The 19,392-nt window shown below is 44.0% G+C and carries 14 protein-coding genes; 4 read left to right on the top strand and 10 right to left on the bottom strand.

What is annotated here, in order from left to right; all coding sequences use genetic code 11:
- Positions 1–142: 142 nt before the first annotated feature.
- Positions 143–3,634 carry an AAA-like domain-containing protein gene (locus VB714_RS01075; RefSeq protein ID WP_323220297.1) on the bottom strand — a complete coding sequence of 1,164 codons (3,492 nt, stop codon included), beginning with the start codon at positions 3,632–3,634 and terminating at the stop codon, positions 143–145.
- A 147-nt stretch (positions 3,635–3,781) separates the two neighbouring features.
- Here VB714_RS01075 and VB714_RS01080 point away from each other — a divergent pair, with 147 nt between their 5' ends.
- Positions 3,782–3,907, top strand: coding sequence for a hypothetical protein (locus VB714_RS01080; RefSeq protein WP_323220299.1), 126 nt, complete (start codon positions 3,782–3,784; stop codon positions 3,905–3,907).
- 119 nt (positions 3,908–4,026) lie between these two features.
- Here the strand turns inward: VB714_RS01080 and VB714_RS01085 are convergent, their stop codons facing one another.
- Positions 4,027–5,280, bottom strand: a complete 1,254-nt coding sequence (locus VB714_RS01085; protein WP_323220301.1) for a 1-acyl-sn-glycerol-3-phosphate acyltransferase — start codon at positions 5,278–5,280, stop codon at positions 4,027–4,029.
- Positions 5,281–5,309: 29 nt separating this feature from the next.
- Between VB714_RS01085 and ribD the strand changes: the two genes are divergently transcribed.
- Complete coding sequence (gene ribD, locus VB714_RS01090) at positions 5,310–6,431, top strand: bifunctional diaminohydroxyphosphoribosylaminopyrimidine deaminase/5-amino-6-(5-phosphoribosylamino)uracil reductase RibD (protein ID WP_323220303.1); 1,122 nt, start codon at positions 5,310–5,312, stop codon at positions 6,429–6,431.
- A 115-nt stretch (positions 6,432–6,546) separates the two neighbouring features.
- Positions 6,547–7,494 (top strand): DNA adenine methylase, encoded by a 948-nt coding sequence (locus tag VB714_RS01095; RefSeq protein ID WP_323220305.1) that lies wholly within the window; start codon positions 6,547–6,549, stop codon positions 7,492–7,494.
- Here VB714_RS01095 and VB714_RS01100 read toward each other — a convergent pair.
- From VB714_RS01100 to infC, 4 genes are all read right to left on the bottom strand, one after another.
- Positions 7,491–8,297 (bottom strand): hypothetical protein, encoded by an 807-nt coding sequence (locus tag VB714_RS01100; protein WP_323220307.1) that lies wholly within the window; start codon positions 8,295–8,297, stop codon positions 7,491–7,493. The genes VB714_RS01095 and VB714_RS01100 overlap by 4 nt on opposite strands.
- The gene (locus tag VB714_RS01105; RefSeq protein WP_323220309.1) at positions 8,294–8,536 is read right to left on the bottom strand and encodes a helix-turn-helix transcriptional regulator; all 243 of its coding nucleotides are present in this window, start codon (positions 8,534–8,536) and stop codon (positions 8,294–8,296) included. The genes VB714_RS01100 and VB714_RS01105 overlap by 4 nt, the downstream gene beginning before the upstream one ends.
- A gap of 140 nt (positions 8,537–8,676) precedes the next feature.
- Positions 8,677–11,712: an Npt1/Npt2 family nucleotide transporter gene (locus tag VB714_RS01110; protein WP_323220312.1), complete on the bottom strand. Its 3,036-nt coding sequence runs from the start codon at positions 11,710–11,712 to the stop codon at positions 8,677–8,679.
- Positions 11,713–11,798: 86 nt separating this feature from the next.
- Positions 11,799–12,326 (bottom strand): translation initiation factor IF-3, encoded by a 528-nt coding sequence (infC, locus tag VB714_RS01115; RefSeq protein WP_204102607.1) that lies wholly within the window; start codon positions 12,324–12,326, stop codon positions 11,799–11,801.
- A gap of 221 nt (positions 12,327–12,547) precedes the next feature.
- Here infC and VB714_RS01120 point away from each other — a divergent pair, with 221 nt between their 5' ends.
- Positions 12,548–13,468, top strand: coding sequence for an alpha/beta fold hydrolase (locus VB714_RS01120; protein WP_323220314.1), 921 nt, complete (start codon positions 12,548–12,550; stop codon positions 13,466–13,468).
- On the opposite strand, the gene VB714_RS01125 is transcribed toward VB714_RS01120, so the two are convergent.
- The 4 genes from VB714_RS01125 to VB714_RS01140 form a co-directional block, all read right to left on the bottom strand.
- Positions 13,457–13,741, bottom strand: a complete 285-nt coding sequence (locus VB714_RS01125; protein ID WP_323220316.1) for a type II toxin-antitoxin system RelE/ParE family toxin — start codon at positions 13,739–13,741, stop codon at positions 13,457–13,459. The genes VB714_RS01120 and VB714_RS01125 overlap by 12 nt on opposite strands.
- Positions 13,734–13,997: a hypothetical protein gene (locus VB714_RS01130; RefSeq protein ID WP_323220318.1), complete on the bottom strand. Its 264-nt coding sequence runs from the start codon at positions 13,995–13,997 to the stop codon at positions 13,734–13,736. The genes VB714_RS01125 and VB714_RS01130 overlap by 8 nt, the downstream gene beginning before the upstream one ends.
- Positions 13,998–14,153: 156 nt before the next feature.
- Positions 14,154–16,328: a polyphosphate kinase 1 gene (gene ppk1, locus VB714_RS01135; RefSeq protein ID WP_323220319.1), complete on the bottom strand. Its 2,175-nt coding sequence runs from the start codon at positions 16,326–16,328 to the stop codon at positions 14,154–14,156.
- Between the two features lie 118 nt (positions 16,329–16,446).
- Complete coding sequence (locus VB714_RS01140) at positions 16,447–19,380, bottom strand: ATP-binding protein (RefSeq protein WP_323220320.1); 2,934 nt, start codon at positions 19,378–19,380, stop codon at positions 16,447–16,449.
- Positions 19,381–19,392 lie beyond the last annotated feature (12 nt).

Genomic DNA, 19,392 nt, shown 5'->3' on the forward strand with positions numbered 1-19,392 from the left:
CCGGGACATTGCAGATCGAAGGTCATGGAGATGTGAGAATTAAAGGACAAGAATAGAGGAGAAGGGAACAAACACAATAGAATTTAATATTTTAACAATTCTAACATTTTAAGAATGGGGATAATGGGGAATTATTAATTACTCATTGATAAGCGCGATCGCATAAATGCCGATCTTCTTCTTTTAACTCAGTATTTGTTCGCAAATAATCCCGTATCCAATTACAAGCATAAGTAAATTCATCTAACTTGAGGATGTTTTCTAAATCCCAAAGAATGGCAGTATTATCTCGGCTGGCGGTGGCTAATATCTTGCCATCGGGAGAAAAAGCCATCCCTGATATTGCCGCAGTGTGACCGGTGAGAGTGGTGATAATCTCTCCCTCTCGAGTCCACAATTTAGCAGTTTCGTCTAAACTGGCCGTCGCGATCGCCTCACTGTTGGGGGCAAAGGCAACCTCCATGACTGCCCCATGATGTCCGATGAGATGCGCCAATAACTTCCCCGACAGACTCCAGAGTTTGGCGGTATTATCTTCTCCTCCTGTCATCAGGGATTTGCCATCCGGGGCAAAGGCGATCGCATCAACTCCGAGTTCGTGGGCGATCCAAGAAGCCAACAATTCTCCCTTGAGATTCCAGAGTTTCACGCTTCCGTCCCAACTGGTGGTTGCCAAGGTCTGACCATCGGGAGCAAAGGCAAGGGCTAACACTGAAGCATCATGGGCATTCCAAGCAGCGAGTAAATTTCCCTTGAGATTCCAAAGTTTAACAATCTTATCAACGCTAGAAGTGGCTAAAATCTCGCCATTGGGGGAAAAATCAATTCCCCAAACCGCCGCATCATGTTCTAGGGTCAGGATATTTTTTTGTCCTTGCCACAGTTTAATCGTTTTATCGCTACTGGTGGTGCCGATGGTCTGACTGTCTGGGGAGAAAGTAACTCCGAGAATGGCTGCATTGTGTCCGACTAGGGTTTTCAGCAAGCGCCCCTTGCGATTCCACACTTTCGCTGTATTATCTGCACCTCCTGTCACCAGGGTTTTACCGTCGGGGGCAAAGGCAACTCTCCGCAACCCAGCTTTGTGTCCTGTCAAATCTGTGAAAAAATAGTTCTCTAAATTCCAGAGTTTGGCAGTATGGTCATCGCTAACCGTCACTAAAGTTTTTCCATCGGGAGTAAAAACAACACCCCAAACGGCAGCTTCATGTCCTGTTAACGTTGCTAATAATTGTCCCGATCGCGCCCAGAGTTTGATTGTACTATCTTCACTGACTGTAGCGATGGTTTGACCGTCTGGAGAAAAGGCTGCATCTAAAACTCGTGACTCGTGACCGATGAAGGTAGTGAGGAGATTGCCTTGCAAATCCCACAATTTGGCAGTTTTATCCTCACTGGTGGTGACTAAACTTTTCCCATCGGGGGAAAAAGCGACACCCCAAAGAGAAACATCGTGAGCGAGGAAAGAATTCAGAAGTTTTCCTTCTCGATTCCATAATTTGAGGGTTTTATCCGCACCAATCGTCGCTAAAATTTGACTATCTGGAGAAAAGGCTGCATCCCAAACAGCAGAGGTATGTTTGCTTAGGGTATGTATTAGTTGTCCTTCCCGCGTCCAGAGGTTCACGATGTTGTCTTCTCCCACTGTAGCGATCGCTTCTCCGTCGGGGGAAAAGACCACACCTAAAACCGCAGCCCGATGCCCTTTTAAGGTACGCAGCAATTGTCCTTCCCGCGTCCAGAGTTTGGTGGTATTATCCTCGCTGGCTGTGGCGATCTCTTTGCCGTCGGGGGAAAAAGCAATCCCTAAAACTGGGGCAGTATGACCCTTCAAAGTGGTTAATAATTTTCCCTCTTTACTCCACAATTTAGCGGTAGTATCTTTGCTGGCAGTGGCGATCGCTTCCCCGTCGGGGGAGTAGTCCACTCCCCAAATTCCTGCCTTGTGATCCGAGAGGCGATTGTATTCTTTGGTTTGATAAATAGCCTGGCGCAGGGCATTTTTAACTTGTTTCTCGATGGGAAAATCCTTACCCCTGATGAACTGCAATCTTTGTTTAGCTTTGGTGGCTTCGATGAGGGCATCAAATTTTCTCTGGGTCGCAACTAGGGCTTTTGAGGAGGAAACCAGTGCTTGCACTTCACTGATTCTCGCTTGATCTTCGCTCTCGATCGCCTTGCGATATTGCCAAAAGGCGATAATTCCTAAGATTGAAGCAATGAGGAAGGCAATACTTGTCACTCCCAGCAACAATCTTTGCATTTTAGCGGTTTTGCGATCGCGGACTAATTGCGCCTCAATAATTTGAACCCGTTCGGCTTCTAAACGTATTTTCATTTCTTGTTGGTTGAGTTCCTGACTCGCCTTCAAGAATTGATAATCTAAATCGCTCAAACTTTTTCCTTGGGACCAGTCCAAGGCATTTTGCAAAGCGATTCCTCGTAATAGTCTCGATTCATCGCTTTGTTGGGAAGCGATCCAAGCCTTAAAAACTTCGGAATAGGGACGCAACTTTTCTAGTTGCTTTTCAACCCATTCTAAATTAAATACTTCTTGATAAATGCGATTTTTGACGGTTAATATTCCTTCTGATTTGACCACTAAGCCAGATAAAATTAAATCAATTTGTTCCGGACTATCATCGGTTTCAACTTTGCCCTTTTCCAAAACTTGTTGATAAATACCCAGTAAGCGAGAACTCTTGTTTTCATTCCTTTGGATGCGATCGCGGATTGTCCGTAAATGTTCGGGTTCGTCCTGGGATTCCCATTTATGAATAATGCGCGATTTAATCAGACTCTCAATCCAAAAGGCTTCTACTCCTGGGGGCATGATTAAGTCCCGTCCGTTTTCATCGCGACTGGATTCGATCGCAATCTTGCATATTTTTTGCGTTAAAAAAGGTTGCCCAGAAGTCCATTGCAAAATCTCTGCTAATATTTTTGTCTTGTTACAATTGGCAATTGTTAATCCTGCTGCAAGGGAGCCAATTTCATTCAGTTTAAAACCTTGTAATTCTATCGCTGTTCCAATATTAAAGGGCGTTCTTTTTTTATCTGCGATTAAATCTGAGGGTGTTGCTACACCAAACAGAACAAAACTAATGCGTTTATAGCGAGGATCTTGCGCTCTTTGGTTATAGCAAAAGCGAATCATCGCGAAAAAGTCATCAATGGGAAACTTAAGGCTGAGAATACTATCAATTTCATCCACAAAAATAAAGATTTTTTCTTCAGAAAACTCTTGGAGTAGCACTTCAGAAATAAATTGACTTAATTTTTGCAGTACAGAAATACCTTCTCGTTCTGCCCACCAAGTTTTTAAGTTAACTTTTCTTAAGAGTTTAAATCCTCGCCATAGTTCTACAGCTACGCCTTTATACCATTGAGCGGGGGTAATATTTTCACTACCAATATTGGTCATATCAATACTAGCACACTTAAATCCGTCTCGTTCGAGTCGATAGCGAGTACGCACTAATAAAGAGGATTTGCCAACTTGTCTCGAGTTAAGGACATAGCAAAATTCGCCTTGTTTGAGTGCTTCATATAATTCTGTATCGGCTTGTCGCTCAACATAACTAGGTGCATTATCAGCGAGGCTTCCTCCCACTTGATAGTGATGGTTGCTCATGCAATTCTCCTACAAAAAAGATTAGAAATGTTATGGCAGATATTTGCCCTGTATTAAATTGCCATTTTGAGGTAGACATTTTCAGGGACAAGCGATCGCGGTCTAGAGTAAGCAGAAGGCACACAAATACGCAAAAAAACAGGTCTATTGGTCAAGAGCAGAGGGGAGAAGCAGTTTCGATTACAAAGTTTAGGCGATCGCCAGCCCGAAAGTACCAAAAGTTTAACACTTGTCAAAGCCTTGGCAATCTCTAAATGGGATTATGCCCTTTAAGATTGCGAATTAAAAGGAGAAAGCGATCGCCCTAACGCGATTTTAACAAACTCGCTTATTTTATCTGGCTTTGGAATGATTCTACAAGTCTAACAAGTTTATTTGACTAAAAGAGAGCATTATGGGGATGCGATCGCCTGCAAATTCTCCTGTACGGCTTGCTGCATCTGTCGCGTGATGGTTTCGATCGTCTCGGTGCGATTTTGTTTGTAAGCGTGTAAATAATCTTTAAGATTGACGGGAACGCCAATTTTCAGGAAGGCGTGGCGATAGCCTTTGGGTTGGGGGCGATCGATGCTGAAAACTTCTCGTTCTAATCGAATTAAAGTATCTAAAAAGCGTTCGGGGGTAGGGGCTGCAGCCACGTAACCATCATAAATAGCATCGAAGTTGAGCAAGCGTACTGTAGCTTTATAGAGAGTTTCTGAAACGGGGGAAGGTTCATCGTCAGTATCGAGAAGCGCTTGAATTTTATAGACTCGTTCTCGCATGGGAAGATGAGAAGCAGAGGTAATGTCTAGCTTTTTTTCACAGTTGGTTAAAAGACGAATTTTGATGTTCTCGATACGTTGGTTGAGGAGTAATGGGTGAGTTTTAGGAGGGGCGATCGCGTATTCTTTTTCGATATTAGTGACGACTCTTTCTCCAATTGCCCGCAAGCGCGGATAGAATGCTTCTGTTTGGGGGACAATGCCTAAATGAGTTTCTAACTGCTGGAGACTGTCCGCGATCGCCTTCTCCATCGATCCGCGATAGCGATATTTGAGACTAACGGGAACGAGAAAAAAGTTAGGAACTTCTGAGGTTTCTTTCGCTAATTTATGGAGAACTTGTAAGGGCATTTGCACCGCCCCCGAGCGAAAAGGCATTACGGTATCATTTTGATAAGAACAGCCCCCCTCGGCAAAAATAACGAGTTTTGTCACATTTTGGCGCAATAGGTTGAGGGTGTAGGCAATACTGGCGCGATCGCCGACTCCTCGCTTGATGGAATAGCTGCCGATACGCTGTAGAAATTTCCCTTGCCAACCGTTAAAATTATCCTGGGCGACAAGGTAGTGAAACAACTGTCCGAGGCGCGTTGAAAGGAGAAAGAGGACAATGCCATCGTCCAATGAGGGATGATTGGGCATTAGGATAGCGCGATCGCCTTCTATGGCTTTTAATTTATCCAGATCGCGATCGGAAACCTGCAAATCCACGTGATAGGCTGTATGGGCGATTCCGTAGGAAAGACTTTGGATAAGGCGAACAAAAAGCGGCGTTAATTTGGCCGGATAAAACTCAGCAGTTTTCACAACAAGAATTAATGCGAATGCAACAATGAAGTTAATATTTTTGAGCTTAAAGGAATAACGAACAAATTTCCTCATCAACTATGACACTTTTTCAGAAAAATAAGATGGAGAGCAACAAGCCAAAAAATGACAACATTACGCCTTTTGATGGCAATATGATGCAACGCTGTTTGCAGCTTGCTCGCCAGGCTGAAGGATATACTGCTCCTAATCCTCTTGTGGGTTGTGTTATCCTGCGCGAGGGTAACATTGTGGGGGAAGGATATCACCCAGAAGCAGGACAACCTCACGCGGAAGTTTTTGCTTTGCGCCAAGCGGGAAATTTGGCAGAGGGTGCCACCCTTTACGTGAATTTGGAACCGTGCAACCATTATGGGCGCACTCCTCCTTGTAGTGAAGCCATTATTGCGGCTAAAATCACTAAAGTATTTGTGGGAATGGTGGATCCCGATCGCCGAGTTGCAGGAGGAGGGATCGATCGCCTGCGACAAGGGGGAATTGAGGTTATTGTCGGGGTGGAGGAGGCAAAATGCCGCCAGTTGAATGAGGCTTTTATCCATCGTAGCCTTTACCAGCGCCCTTGGGGAGTTTTGAAATATGCCATGACCCTTGATGGGAAAATTGCAGCCACTAGCGGGCATAGTGCTTGGGTGACGGGTCCGCGATCGCGCCACCGGGTCCACCAAGAAAGGGCGATCGCCGATGCGGTTATCGTGGGGGGCAATACCGTGCGACGGGACAATCCTCACTTAACAACTCATGGCGTTTCTCCTCGTAACCCTTTGCGAGTAGTGATGAGTCGCACTCTCGATTTGCCCTTAGAGGCGAATCTCTGGCAAGTTCGAGAAAATCCTACTTTAGTGTTAACTCAAACAGGAGCTAATTCACAACAGCGAGAATATTTGCAAAACAAGGGTGTTGAAGTGGTGGAATTTCCCGAATTGACTCCCGATACAGCCATGCAGCACCTAGGCGATCGCGGTTTCTCTCGCATTTTATGGGAGTGTGGGGGGGTTTTGGCGGCTCAGGCGATCGCGCAAGGTGCGGTACAAAAAATCATGGCTTTTGTCTCTCCTAAAATTATTGGTGGGAGTGCGGCTCCTTCTCCTGTGGGAGATTTGGGATTCACTAAAATGACGGATGCTTTGTTGTTAGAGCAAATAAAAATAACGCAAATCGATGCCGATCTTCTAATTGAAGGATATCTACAACAGAGAAAAGTTTAAGGCTTTTAGAATAACCTGCAATTGTTTTTCTTGCTTTTAAGAATATAATTGGGATTATTGACTCATAGTCGCATATACGTTAATTTGAATAAAGATTGAACTCATCAAATATTTTATGTCGAAGCTGCCTAGAAAATTAACTCATTCTCCTTTTCGTTATCCTGGTGGGAAGTTTTATGCTCGTAAACTTATCTTGAATTGTATTCCTCAACATGACAAATATTGTGAACCTTTTGCAGGTGGTGCATCAATATTTTTCGCTAAACCAAATGTTTGTGAAGTTATTCTCAATGACAAAGATGCAGACCTAATAAATTGCTATATTCAAATCAGGGATAATGTAGAAGCAATAATCGGTTTTCTTCAGGGAATTCCTGCAAGTAAAAATAATCATACATTTTACAAGAATAGTTTTAAACCCAAAAATAATTTGGAACGTGCTGCTCGTTGGTTTTACCTCAACCGTACATCATATTCAGGAATTATGAATCAGCGAAATTGTTATTGGGGATACGGTGATAAATATTCTATGCGTCCTGAAAATTGGCCTCATCATTTAAGAACGACTTCAGAGCGCCTTCAACATATTAATTTGTATTGTATGGATTTTGAAGATTTAATTAATTTATTACCGAATGACTATTTTCTCTTTATCGATCCGCCTTATTTTAATGCTGACCAAGATAAATTTTATACTTGTAGCTTTTCAATAGACGATCATTTTAGATTATGTAAAACTTTAAAAGATAATACTCATCGTCTTAGATTTCTGATAACTTATGATAATTCTGAAGAAATACGTTCTATGTATGATTGGTGTGTTTCTATGCAAGATAATGAATGGAATTATACAATTAGTCGCACTGACGACCAAAAAAACAAGAAACAAAGAAAAGATGGATATAAAAGTAGTAGATATAAAGGTCGCGAAGTTTTTATTACTAACTATAATCCTAATGACATTTTAAGTGTTCGTCCTTTGAACTTTGCGGATTCAAACAATTCTCAAAAATCTCAACAAACTGAAACCGATGCAGAGTTTATTCAACTTTCTCTCTTTTAGTGCAAAAGAGTTTCTATATTTTCTATAGAAACCCAAGGCTGGAAGGGAAGCCCAGTTTTTTTATCAAGATAAATGCACGGATAATTAGGAATAAAATTGCAATATTCCCTGTTCAACTTTTTCAATTCATCAGAACAAGTCTTTCTGGTACAAATTATTCTATTTTCTCTGTTTTCTGCATTGGCTATTAAATCTTTGCTTTTGGCTGCATACATCTTATAAAATGCGTTTTCTTGGTTCTGAATTCCCATTTTCTCTAAAAGTGGAAGTGCTTCTTCTGATGGAGACCAATAAAATAGTTTTTCAGTATCAGTTTCATAAAAAGCATTCGCTATAGAAGTAACAACTATATCAAAATCACTATCTACATATTGATCGTTATGAATTTGTAGCAATGTTTCGGGGACATTAAGAATTTTTGCTCTTTGTTGTGCAGCTTTCTGTCCAAGAGTTCTCGATCTCATACATTTTACCCGTAATTTGGGTTCACCTTTTTCTAATCGAAAACTGCCTTTTGCTGCAAGTTTACATTCTACAGAATATTGCTTTTGGTTCGATTTGTTTACGATAGAGATATCCATATCATGCAGTCCTGCTTGAGCATTTATTCTAGGATTTTTTACCTCATATTTGCTGGATAATATTTCTTGAATAACATCTCTTGCAGTCATTTCAAATGATTTTCCACGAATCATTGGAATAACCTTTGGATCATTAATAATATCTGCTAAATACTTAATGTTTAAATTATATTTTTTGCACAACTTCTGCAATTTTTCTTGCCAATCTTGTTGGTTATTCATTCGTTTTTAGCTTTTTCTAAATCATCAATTTTTTGAAAGAACTCTGTTAAACTTATATCTAAAGCTATGCAGAGCAAGTTAAGCAATTTTAATGACGGGTTTCTTTTTCCTCGCTCTAAAAAGCTAATATAAGTTCGATCGACATCAATCAACTCAGCAAGTTGCTCTTGAGATAAACCGCGAGCAACTCTTTGACTTTGTAAACATTTGCCGAATTGAATCAAGATGCGTTCTTCCATGTTCAACGTATATAATCGAATTTGTGACCATGAGTCTACAGACTGACAGTCACATTGATTCAAATGCAGTTATCGAGATATGAAAAGTATTTTTCCCGAATTGAGTGAAGATGAATAATATATTTTTTGCGATCGCCTTCCTAAGTTTGAGTTTTAACTGGCAAAGATTTCCCCTTTACCTTGCGTTGAGTAAATTCATTTTTCAAACTATCCACTTGCGATGCAACCAAAGGATCGGGATCGTCCTGTAAAACGGGAAGTAATTCATAACAAGTTTTTGGACTGGCAACCTTTAAATAAGTCAAAACCGCCTCTCTCACAAAACTACTAGGATGGCGCAACCCTACTAAAGCCGCCTCTCGCGTTACACCCCAACGCTGTTCCCTCGCTAAATGGAAACAACAGGCCAAGGTCCAATCCGAGAGAAAATGACGCAGATCGAGAAGGCGACGCAAGCGATCGCTTGGGGTCATTACTTCATAAGGGACCATCTCTTCCATATCTGACAGACGATCCGCCGTGGGACGATTTTCCAACACCCGCAGGAGGATTTGTTTTTGGGGTAAATCTACCGTATTATCGAGAATCTCCAACCCTAACGCTACGCTCACCTCTGAATCCGAATCCAAATTCAAAATTGCGGCTTGCATCGAACTAAAAGGATAGAGTAACTTCATAATCAAGAAACAGCGATCGGTAATATCCGACTGTAGCCCCACGATCGCACTCCGCAATAAATCTGCCTCTCGTCCCGATACCACCTCGGCAGGTAAATCCATCTCGGCAGCGAACATTTGTCCTAATAGTAATAATTCTTGTTGAATTAACTCTTCTACCCCCGATCGCCCTAACTGATCCAGCACCATTTCAATACCGCGATCGCCAGGAATTTTCAAAATAATCCGCAACAAATTGCGCCGACTGGTTCCCCAACTGGTTAACAATTGTTGTACGAGGGTTTTTAGGGCGATTTCGCTGCCAATTTCTGACATGGCACTCCAAGCCTGAAGGCGAATATAATCCGCTTTACGGACATCTTCTGCCAAGATCGTTAACATGGGTAGAGCTTCATCCCCCAATGCAATCAAGGATTGTTTTGCGGCATCTCTTGTAGAGCGGTAATATAAACCCTTTAACAAGGAAGGATAATAGTCTTCTAGGCGTTTCTTGGCGATCGTTGCTAATAAGGTACAGCGTACCCGTGCCGAGTCGTCTTGTAATAATTGCGGTAGATAAGACTGGGTTAAATTGGCATCGCGATCGGTGACTTGTAACGCTTGTACGCCAATAATTCGTTCTCTTTCTCGTTCTGAAGTGAGCATTTTTTCCAAAGTGGCGATCGCGCTTTGGCGATCTTCATCGGAACCCCGACTTAAAATCAATCCCGTTGCTGTCCCCCGTACCATCGGATCGACCCGTTGATTCAAATAAGGTTTAAGGGTATGAGTATCTAATTGAGGCTGAGAGAGCCAAATATAGCGCAATGATAGCGCCAATACTTCCAACTCCGGACGAGTTTGAATCAAGCGCTGCACGTCCTTTAAATAGGTTGCTTGGGGATATTCCAGCATCGCCTCCATACACTGACGCTGTAATGCAGGAGAGAGTTTAGCAAGACGCGGTGCCAGAATTTCTCCAGCATTAGGTAAATCTATGCGTTCGAGGAGTTGAATGCACGATCGCTTATCGCTATCCGTCGTTTTTCCATCTAAAGACTCAACAATAGCGCGTTTAAAGGCTTTGAGATCGACACTGCCAAAACCCAAGCGCCCTTGTTCCGCCGACTGTACCAGTAAAGTAATGTAACTTTGTCGTAACAGTAGCGCACTTAAAGCCCAGACTACGGAAAATAACACGATCGCGACAACAAAGACCCCGCCCTGGACCTGTCGCGCCATTTCCTCATCCCAATCTCCCAATAAATGTCCGAGAAGCCAAACAATAGAAATAATACCCAGTCCCGTCAGTCCCGTGGTTAGAGGTTCGGCGATCCCTTGGACTTGGGTTTGAATAGAACCGCGAATTTCCGCCGGGAGGGGTTGAAAAAGAAAGGGTTCGATGCCCGCAATGAGGGTATAGCGCAATAGTTCATCGAAGAACCGAATAATAATAATACCAAAAAAGAGAATTTGAGCGCTATTAATATTTAAACCGCCAACATTTGTAATATTAAAAAGAATCGTACAAAAGCCCAAAACCGAGAGGGAAACGGGCAAAAACATAGCCGCCACAAAGACTCCTAAACGTTCCACCGCACGGCTAGAAACAAACCATTGGGTCGCCAGTTCGCAGATGCCCAAAATCCCCGAAAATAACCCTAAAAATCCGGCGATCGCCTCTGTATCGGGATAAACTCGTTCCAGTTCTCCGAGATATTGGAATTCCACCAAAAGAAAGAGCAATTCTCCCAAAATGAAGAAAGCAAAAAGGGGGATAATATAACGGCGAATCGTGCCGCTCATGCGCTTGGAGGTATAGGTGGATTCTAACTCATCCAGTTCTCGCACAGGGGTATCGGGAAAGGCTTGCTTGTAGCGATTGGCAAGATAAAGAAAGGTAAAACCCCCTAATAAGAGTACGAGGGAAGCTAGGATAATAACATTTTTTAAACCGATCAGGAAAAGTAAAACAGGTAAAGAGAAACCCGACACTACATCCCCAATTAAAAGACCACTGGAAATAATGGGATAGGTGCGTTTAATTTCCCGAATATTAAAAAGTTGGTTGGCGGCAACTTGGGAGTTAAGATCGTTAAGAATTTCTTCGGCATCCAGCCACAATCGGAGAATAAAAACCGTGGCGAGGACGATAAAACCGTCAGCAGCGCCTATTTCTAAGCCGATACGGAAGAAAACCAGAGGAATCGCCATTAAGAGGGCGACCACCAGAAAGACGCGCTTGAGAGGGAAATTATTTTGCAGCCAAGAGTAAAGGATTCCTAAACCCGACCCCATCAGGGCGCTGGCGATGTAAATAATCGGTAAACCTTCCGCCCCAAAGTGTTCCAAGAATAGGGCGATCGTGCTTTGTTCCAGCCACAATAACCCTATGGAAGTGATGGTATAGGCAATCAGCATCACTAGGGTTCTCTCGCCTTCCTCTGGGCGAAGATTGACCACATTGAGCAGTTTTTTTGTCCAGTCGTCCCGCTCTTTATTGCTCTTTAACTGTTTCATGGTCGAGGGTTAGAGTTCAGAGTGTAGGGGGTTTAGGTTTAGGGGCGATCGCCAATCCCCCATTCCCAATTCCCCATCCTCATTATTTATTTCTTGGGAGAAATGAACATTATCATATTACGCCCTTCTTGTTTGGGGGCTTGTTGCAGTTCTCCAAAGTCTTTAAGGTCCTCGGCCATACGATTGAGTAATTCTTTCGCTAAATTTGAGTGTTGGATTTCTCGCCCTTTAAAGGTAATGGTAGCTTTGACCTTATCCCCTGACTTGAGGAAGCGTTGGGCATTGTTGACGCGCACTTGATAATCGTGTTCTTCGATTTTGTAGCGCATCTTCACTTCTTTTACATCAGCCGTGTGTTGTTTTTTACGAGCTTCTTTGGCTCTTTTTTCTTGCTCGAACTTGTATTTGCCATAATCCATGATCCGACAGACAGGGGGATCGGATTTGTCGCTAACGAGAACGAGGTCGAGTTCTTTTTCTTCAGCAAGTCGCCGACCTTCTTCCGAGGTGACAATCCCAAGCTGGCCGCCGTCGGTATCGATCAGACGAATGTTGGGGTAGCGAATTCTTTCGTTGATTTGAGGTAGATCTCGGCGTTGTCTTTTATCTTTCACAGGCGTATGCGTACTGGTTTGTAATCGTTGATAAGGGGTTTTGCAAAATGGGTGATTAGTTCATTGACCATTTCATTTTAGCGATCCTCTTCGCGTTTTGCGCCAGTTTGTTTACTTAACTTTCTATTTGGCGAGGTGGTGAGTATTAAGGCTCAAGTTTTGGCGATCGCGTTCCTTTGCCGTTTACAATCAATCAAGGTGAATTTTTATGAATTTGGCTTGTGATTTCTACGATACAATGGCATGAACGCATTGGTTTACAACGGGATTGGGTTTGGCGCGGTTGGCAGGTGCGTTATAGTTTCCGCAGAGCCTCGACGGGGAAAACGCCTATTCTCTTTATTCATGGATTTGGTGCGGCGATCGAGCATTGGCGCAAAAATATACCTGTGTTGGGGGAAGATCGGACGGTCTATGCGCTGGATTTATTGGGGTTTGGGGGATCGAGAAAGGCGATCGCCCCCTATGGGGCGGAACTTTGGGTGGCACAGGTTTACGATTTTTGGCGCGCGTTTATCGGCGAACCTGTGGTATTGGTGGGGAATTCTCTAGGGTCTTTAGTGAGTTTCATGGCGGCGGCGAAGTATCCGGAGATGGTGAAGGGGTTGGCAATGTTGAATTTACCGGATGTGACGCTAAGGGAAAAGAGCGTTCCAAAGCCATTTCGTTCTTTAGTGTTTGCGATCGAGGCATTTTTTAGCGGTCCGCTTTTTCTCAAGCCACTTTTTTACTTTGTGCGCCGTCCTTCTCTGATTCGCACTTGGGTGAAGTTTGCTTACGAGCAGAAAGAAGCGGTGGATGATGAATTGGTAAATATTTTAGCATTACCGCCGACGGATGGCGGGGCGGTGGATGCGTTTTGTGCGCTATCTTCTTCTGTGCGTCAGTCGGGTTTCTCGCGATCGGTTCGTGAATTATTACCAGAGTTAACGATTCCGATCTTATTACTTTGGGGTCGTCAGGATCGGATGGTTCCGTTTAGTTTATCAAAGAATTTTTTAGGATTAAATCCGAATTTAGAGTTTGTTCCTTTGGATAATACGGGTCACTGTCCTCACGATGAAGATCCAGAGACATTTCATCGAGTTATTTTGCCCTGGTTGGCTGCTAAATGCGATCGCACAACAATTCTATTTATCTAACAAGCGTTTGATTTTTTTGTAAACTTCATCATCATTCCGCTTACCGACCAACAAAATTTCTACTAAGTCCTCCTCGGGTAAAAATCGGTAAATAATACGATATTCACCACTATCGACGCGATATATTTCAGAGTATCCTTTTAACTGTTTGCTATCTGTTGGTAATGGTTCGATATTCAACGCTAAAACTTTCTTCGCAAGTTGTGCTGCTATTTTGGGCTGTAGTCCTTTGAGAAAATCTAAAACTGATTTTAAACCATCAAGTTTAGCCATTTGCTAACTCCTGAAGCGATTTTTTGAATTTATCTTCTCCGATAAATTTTGATTCTTTTAAAGCATCAATTGCTTGTTTTCCCCAAACTAAATCTTCTAATTCCCCGATGCGGTTTATTAATTCTTGGTATGCTTGAAAAGACATGATAACATGAGAGGGATAAGATTTTTCTGAGAGAGATATAGGCTCATCCTTGGCTTTATTAAATATTTCTTCTTGTCGAGATTTTGCTTCTTTTAATGTGTAGTTCTGCATTGTTTTTCTTTGAATCTTTTGGAGTGCGAGAGATATCAGAGTAAGGCTTATGATTTTGAACTGACAAGGCTTCACAAACAGTTTTGCGAGGTATTCCCTATTATACCTGAAAACTTAAAATTGCTCCCAGCAATATTTTGCTGTATCTTATGTCAATTAATTCAAAGCACTTAAAGACATCTCCATTAAAGTCTTCTGGGCGCTGCGATCGCTTTCGTTGGGCTGGGGTTTGCGCTGGAGATAATGTCCATCGGTTTGTAATTCCCAGGCTTGACGATTATCTGCTAACATAATCCCCAAAATTTCTTGCAGGTCTTTGCGGATGTCAGGATCGTCGATAGGGGCGATCGCCTCAACGCGGCGATCTAAATTGCGAGTCATCCAATCTGCACTACCAATATAAACTTCTTCGTTGCCCAGATTATGGAAGTAGTAAATACGGGAATGTTCTAACAATTGTCCAACAATACTTATTACCTTAATATTTTCGCTGACCCCTTCCACTCCTGGACGCAAACAACAAATTCCCCGGATAATCAGATCGATTTTGACTCCGGCTTGAGAGGCTTCATAAAGTTTAGCAATCATCCGCGCATCGACTAATGAATTCATTTTCGCAACAATGCGTCCGCTTCCTTCATTTTGGCAATTTTCTATTTCTCGTTCGATTAATTCTACCATGCGATCGCGTAAATTCACGGGAGAAATTAACAGTCTGCGATAAGAACGCTGTCGCGAATATCCGGTTAAAAAATTAAACAAATCTGTCAGATCTGACCCCAGTTCTTCCCGACTGCTGAATAGTCCCAGATCGGTATAAAAACGGGCAGTTTTCGGATTATAATTTCCCGTTCCGATATGAACGTAGCGGCGAATTTTTTCTCCTTCCTGACGGACTACCAATGTGACTTTGGTATGGGTTTTTAAACCTACTAATCCATAGACGACATGAACGCCAGCTTGTTCTAATTTTCGCGCCCACAGAATATTATTCTCTTCATCAAATCGCGCTTTTAACTCTACTAAAGCAACTACTTGTTTGCCATTTTCGGCGGCATCAATTAAAGCACTGATAATGGGAGAATCCCCCGAAGTGCGGTATAAAGTTAATTTAATCGCCAAGACTTTAGCATCGTGGGCAGCTTGGGTGATGAACTCCTGTACTGAAGCTGTGAAAGATTCGTAAGGATGATGAACTAATAAGTCTTTTTGAGATAATAAATCGAAGAAACTTTCCCCATCTTCTTGTTCTAATTTGCGACTGGCTTCTGCTGCATCTAGCATTCGCCGCAGTCTTGAGGGAATAACCGGAGTCCAGTCGGGTTCTTTTAAATGAGGCAAAGGCAGTTTCATAAAGAAAAAGAGGTCATTTAAACCCAATAATCCTGTGAATCCATAAACCTCATCCTCATCTAAGTTCAAGCCTCGCATGAGAGGATTGCGGACATTTTCCGGCATTGAGGCTTGAATTTCCAAACGAACTGCGGATTTGCCGATGCGTCGCTTGCGAACTTCCTGTTCGATCGCCAGCAGGAGATCGTCGGCTTCGTCTTCTTCTACGGATAAATCTGCATTGCGAGTGACGCGAAAGGGGTAACATTCTTGGACATTCATGCCTGGAAAAAGGGCATCGAGATTATGGGCGATCGCCTGTTCGATGGAAATTCCCGTCCAGACTGCGGGGACTTCTCCGGAATGTTGTAGATTTTTGGGAAAGGAAACAAATCGAGGGAGAGTAGAAGGGACTTTAATGCGGGCAAAAAGTTCTTCTTTGGTTTCGGGATTTTTCACCAACACTGCTAAATTCAGGCTGAGATTGGAGATATAGGGGAAAGGATGAGAGGGATCGACAGCGAGGGGAGTGAGAACGGGAAAAATATGTTCTTCAAAGAAACTGTGGAGATGCTTGCGCTGTTCTTGGTTGAGATCGACATAATTGAGAAGATATACTCCTTCTTGGGCAAGTTCGGGTCTTAAGACCTGCTCAAAAGTGCGATCCTGTTGCTGCATGAGGGGATGGAGGCGATCGCGGATTTCTTGTAATTGTTCTGAGGGGGTGCGACCATCAAAACTAAGTTTATTAACTTGTGCCTCTTCTTGTTTCTTTAATCCCGCTACCCGTACCATGAAAAATTCATCGAGATTAGAACAAAAAATAGCAAAAAATTTGAGGCGATCGAACAGTAGGGTGCGATCGTCTAAACCTTCGTGCAGAACGCGGTAATTGAATTCCAGCCAACTGAGTTCTCGGTTAAAGTAATATTTGGGATCTTTGAGATCGATTGTGGTAACGGTATCTTTAACGGGTTTAACAGTTTTAGGAGTTGGCATCGTTTTTAGAAGCAGGAATAGGGAATAGGTGCGATCGCAATTTCCCTATCCTATCGCGATCGCCGAACGGAAAAAACTATTGTGGAAAAAAGCCGATGTTTTCTGGAAACAGGATTGTTTATTCAAGGCGTGTTGTAGCGGAAATGTCCGACTCATCAAGGACTTCCTCGATCGCATTGCGAATCCAGTTGGGGTCGAATTCAGCCTGGGTGTGGGCGCGAACTTCGATTGTTACCATCATCTCATCGGCTTTATCCGAGAGAAGTTGCAGGACACTAAATAGTTCAAATAATTTCGCTTTATCCGTGATAGATGAAAGTTGATAATGTTTAGCAATTTGCTTACCCTCAACGATTTTGGTTAAAACCGATCGCTCAATTGTACTGGCCGAAGTCTTCTCGATTTTATATTGCTGACTCTCATCTGCGACGGAATTTGTCTTCCCTTCTGATTCTCCAGCGTGTCGCACTCGATCCAGATAATCCATATCTGCGCGATCGCTTTCTGTTACCGTCTCTGCTGTAGATGGCAGAGTAGTCTGAAAAGGTGCTAAAAGTTGTTCCACCAGGGAGGGCGTGAGTAAATAGCCGTCAGGATCGAATTCATCGGGAGGGATTTCCTGGTTGATGTAGACCTGTTTGGGGTTCTCTAGAGTAACTGTACCATCGCTGGCAATGACCAGGGTGGGAGTATAGCCCAATTGACCCGAGGCGATCGCCTTCAAGATTGCCTTTTTAATCGGTGCATCCGTCCAAAACTTGGTTGTGCTGGGATAGATAAACGCACCATTAATGACGGTTTTGGCTTGCAGATATTGGGCATCGGCTCGATCGAGTTGGTTGAGTCGGAGTAGACGATTGACGGTAACGCTATCAAAAACATGACCTTTGAGGGCTTCTGTAATGCGCTGTTGCCAGGATACTGAGGTGTTGAGTTGGGATTGCAGATCCAAGCATTCCATCCGTAGGGGGGGATTCTCCGCCGGGGCGGGCATGGGAATGAGAATATAGTCGTAAAGGCGGCGGATCGCGGCGGCGATTTTGGTTTGGGCTTCTTTCCGCTTGTCCTTCAGTTCTTCGAGATCGTCTGGGACAAATTTGTATTTTTTTCCTTGTTCGAGGAGACTGGCGATCGCCAACTCCGTGCGGGCTTCTTGGCGCAAGGTTTCCATCTGTTGAGCATTGGGGACGACAAAAGCTAAGGCGTTTTTGTATTCCCGTTTGTTGGTATCTAACCACAGCATCGCGGCATCGATCGCCATCTGTTGGTCTTTTTCTGCCCAAGCGGGATCGAGGTAAGCCACCGTAAATTCTGTCAGGCGATCGCCGATCCGACCTGCATCTTGCGGCCACAAGACCACACGCCCTTGTCCTGGCTTTTTCTGGATCCCTTGTTCCAACTGTTGACGAATTAAGTCTAGAACCTCACGGCGATCGACCCGACTTAGTTCATCGGCGATCAACTTATTCAGGTTGGGCTGAGTCTCGAAGCGATAACGGCGGCCTGCGTAGTGGAGGTACAGTAATTCATCCCGCAGATCGCTTAAAGTTGCCGTTAAGGTGGTGCGATCCAAACTAGGCGATAAACAAGCAGCCGCAACTTCCCCTTCCCTCACCCCACGATCTTCCCCCTGTTTTGCCCCGAAGGAGTAGAGCAAAATAGCCGTGGCCAAGCGCGAACCGACATTTAAACTGGCTAGATGGGGAGAATCCTTGGCTAAACGTTGGTTAACGCGCTTCACTTTGGCGGTACGACCCGTTAAATCTGCTGATAGTACGGCATCATAGGCGTTTTTGCGTTCTCCCACTTGAGCGTAGAAAATGCTTTTCACATCGGGGTCATCAATGGGAATATCCCCTGGGGTAATGAGCCAAGCATTATCTTGGCGTTCCCAGAGGATAGCGATCGCCCGCGCTAAAAATTGTAATGCCCCTCGAGTGCGTTGATAGCTGGGCAAACTTCCCCACCGAAGATACATCAAATCGAGGAGATCGGGATGGAAAGGGTAACTAAACTCAATTCGTTCTGCCAGAATTTGAGCCTGTTGGTCGATTTCTTTGCGATCGCGTTCCGTTTCGGCGTAGGTATTTTGGAATTTGCGAAACAGATCCCCCTGTTGTTGAGCCACTTCGCGAATAGTATCCGGATCTCCCACGGTTTCAAAGAGGCGACGCTGCACCACTTTCATAACTTCATCCCCCGATACCGGTTCTTTTTTGGCATCGAGACGACTGACCAATTTATCGAGGGTATCGAGTAAGCCTTCATAGGTGAGGGCTTCCTGGACACTCGATTGCAGGGAATAGACCATCACCGCATTGGGTAAGCCGCTTACGGCTTCGGTGAGTTTCTGCACAAACCCTAAAACTTGACGGCCTAGGGTTGATTCCCCCACCGGAACCCCCAGGGCATTATCGATATAGAGGAGAAATTCATCGAGGAGGAACAGGGTAGGGCGATCGCCAATCAACTGACGCAAAGTATCGCCACCAGGGGCAACTCGTTTTTCATCATTCTCCCGCACAATCTCGTAAGCGTCTCGCCCCCCCATCCGCCAGGCGAGAACCCCCCAGGGAGTGAGTAAGGTTTGTCCGTCAATGTTTGCGCCGGTGGTGACTTCCGTATCTTGACCGATGAATGCCCCCACTTGCACCTTCCCAGGCTGAGGAAGTTGAGCCAATTCGGGGATATCTCCCAATTGGTTGCGGTGTTCGATCAGGTGATAGAGGCCGATCAAGGAGTGGGTTTTGCCACCGCCAAAGGGGGTCCGCAGTTGTAGAACGCGATCGCCTCCCTGTCCGCACAATCCTTTCAGTACCGTTGTAAACAATTTTTTCAGTTCCGTGGTGAGGTAGGTGGCGGCGAAAAATTGCCTAGCATCACGGTAAACCAAGGGACAATGAGGGTCTTGGCTCACTACTTGCCCGAGTTTGGCACCAAACTGAGCATTTTCTAGGTTTCCGTTGCGAATATCGGCGTGGGGGGTGACAACTTGTGTCCAGGGTTTGATTTGATAGGCAGACATGGCTTTTATGGGGGGTTGGGTTGGCATGATGGGAGGTTG

Source organism: Spirulina sp. 06S082 (genome assembly GCF_034932145.1).
Classification (GTDB): Bacteria; Cyanobacteriota; Cyanobacteriia; order Cyanobacteriales; family Spirulinaceae; genus CCY15215.

Coding starts and splice junctions, on each gene's coding strand:
- VB714_RS01075 (WP_323220297.1), bottom strand. CDS start 3,634: ATGAGCAACCATCACTATCAAGTGGGAGGAAGCCTCGCTGATAATGCA.
- VB714_RS01085 (WP_323220301.1), bottom strand. CDS start 5,280: ATGAGGAAATTTGTTCGTTATTCCTTTAAGCTCAAAAATATTAACTTC.
- ribD (WP_323220303.1), top strand. CDS start 5,310: ATGGAGAGCAACAAGCCAAAAAATGACAACATTACGCCTTTTGATGGC.
- VB714_RS01095 (WP_323220305.1), top strand. CDS start 6,547: ATGTCGAAGCTGCCTAGAAAATTAACTCATTCTCCTTTTCGTTATCCT.
- VB714_RS01100 (WP_323220307.1), bottom strand. CDS start 8,297: ATGAATAACCAACAAGATTGGCAAGAAAAATTGCAGAAGTTGTGCAAA.
- VB714_RS01105 (WP_323220309.1), bottom strand. CDS start 8,536: ATGGAAGAACGCATCTTGATTCAATTCGGCAAATGTTTACAAAGTCAA.
- VB714_RS01110 (WP_323220312.1), bottom strand. CDS start 11,712: ATGAAACAGTTAAAGAGCAATAAAGAGCGGGACGACTGGACAAAAAAA.
- VB714_RS01125 (WP_323220316.1), bottom strand. CDS start 13,741: ATGGCTAAACTTGATGGTTTAAAATCAGTTTTAGATTTTCTCAAAGGA.
- VB714_RS01130 (WP_323220318.1), bottom strand. CDS start 13,997: ATGCAGAACTACACATTAAAAGAAGCAAAATCTCGACAAGAAGAAATA.
- ppk1 (WP_323220319.1), bottom strand. CDS start 16,328: ATGCCAACTCCTAAAACTGTTAAACCCGTTAAAGATACCGTTACCACA.
- VB714_RS01140 (WP_323220320.1), bottom strand. CDS start 19,380: ATGCCAACCCAACCCCCCATAAAAGCCATGTCTGCCTATCAAATCAAA.